General features: G+C 33.2%; 2 protein-coding genes. Both read right to left on the bottom strand.

Annotation, left to right across the window (positions count from 1 at the left end):
• Positions 1-478: 478 nt before the first annotated feature.
• Positions 479-628 (bottom strand): hypothetical protein, encoded by a 150-nt coding sequence (locus AACX68_RS07605; protein WP_228860873.1) that lies wholly within the window; start codon positions 626-628, stop codon positions 479-481.
• A 196-nt stretch (positions 629-824) separates the two neighbouring features.
• Positions 825-998, bottom strand: coding sequence for a DUF1963 domain-containing protein (locus AACX68_RS07600; protein ID WP_228860872.1), 174 nt, complete (start codon positions 996-998; stop codon positions 825-827).
• Positions 999-1,143: the final 145 nt, after the last annotated feature.

The raw sequence follows: 1,143 nt of genomic DNA, 5'->3' as shown, positions 1-1,143 counted from the left end.
ATACTGGATTAACTTTTAATGAATATTTAAGGGGTCTTATTAATTATAATGGAATTGAAATCCTTCTTGATCAATCAGGAAATTTACTTATTATTTAAGAAGATATGTAAAACAATATATTCTTTTAAATTAGAGCTAATATAATTTTAAGAAGACGGAATCGCCAATTTATAGGACTTAGATCCTGATGTGCGTATGATTTATGAAAAAATAATTTCAAAAATCATATGCACTAAAACGCGATTAAACAAAATAGTAAGCAAGGTGTAACGTCCGCTATTGGCACAATAGCCGACAGTTTGATTAGGTTTCTCCCAGATCATCAATAGTGTCAGAGTGGGTCTTAGTTGATACAACTCATTGGTAATTACAGAAAAAGGCTGTTCTCAACTATCTGTTTAATCCTCCAATTTTATTTTTATAAGCACTGAGTGAGATACCATTTATTCATTTCTTTCAAACTATTACTTCAAAAACATCATGCAGTTTTTACAAAAAACACACCATCCATTCCATTTTCTTTATTGCGAATAAACAAGTAACCAATAGCGTCAGATAAACCTAATGCATCTTGAAACGGTTCAGGAAAATCTGCCAGAATATATCTGGCACACAAAGTGATAATCATTCCCAATGTCACCTATATCATCTAATCCATGTGGAATTTTTTTTGAAAAAAGCGAGACCATTGGGTAATCATCATCCTCTATTTCCATATCTAAAAAATTAACACTTCTTTCTGGTATAAATTTATCATTATTTTCCAAGTTATGATTAGTCAGAGAATATGAAACAAACGTAAATCCTGATTTAATGAGATTGAGTTATTGCTCATCACCAAAGTAAGTAACGCTATCAAAAAAATATTCATCATCAGAATAAGTTGAAAATACAGATAGGTATCCTGATGTTGGTAATATCCCCTCGGGTATTCTAGGTGATAACTTTTCGCAATCTATAGAAAAAAGATGAAGTAGTTTTTCTCCATCAGGGTTCACTGGCCACTGTGATACCTACCCTTTATTTCCCCCAAACTCAACAACCACCGACTAAAGTCGGTGGGTTAGTGATTAACGGACTGAAAGTCCGGATACGCATCGGCTAAACGATGCGTCAATTATCCAGCCTGAAGTGATCATTCGG

It is taken from the genome of Xenorhabdus sp. PB61.4, assembly GCF_963894935.1.
GTDB lineage: Bacteria > Pseudomonadota > Gammaproteobacteria > Enterobacterales > Enterobacteriaceae > Xenorhabdus > Xenorhabdus stockiae.
Note: the sequence above shows the minus strand (reverse complement) of the source record. Positions and strands in the feature narration are given on the sequence as shown.

Coding starts and splice junctions, on each gene's coding strand:
- AACX68_RS07605 (WP_228860873.1), bottom strand. CDS start 628: ATGATTATCACTTTGTGTGCCAGATATATTCTGGCAGATTTTCCTGAA.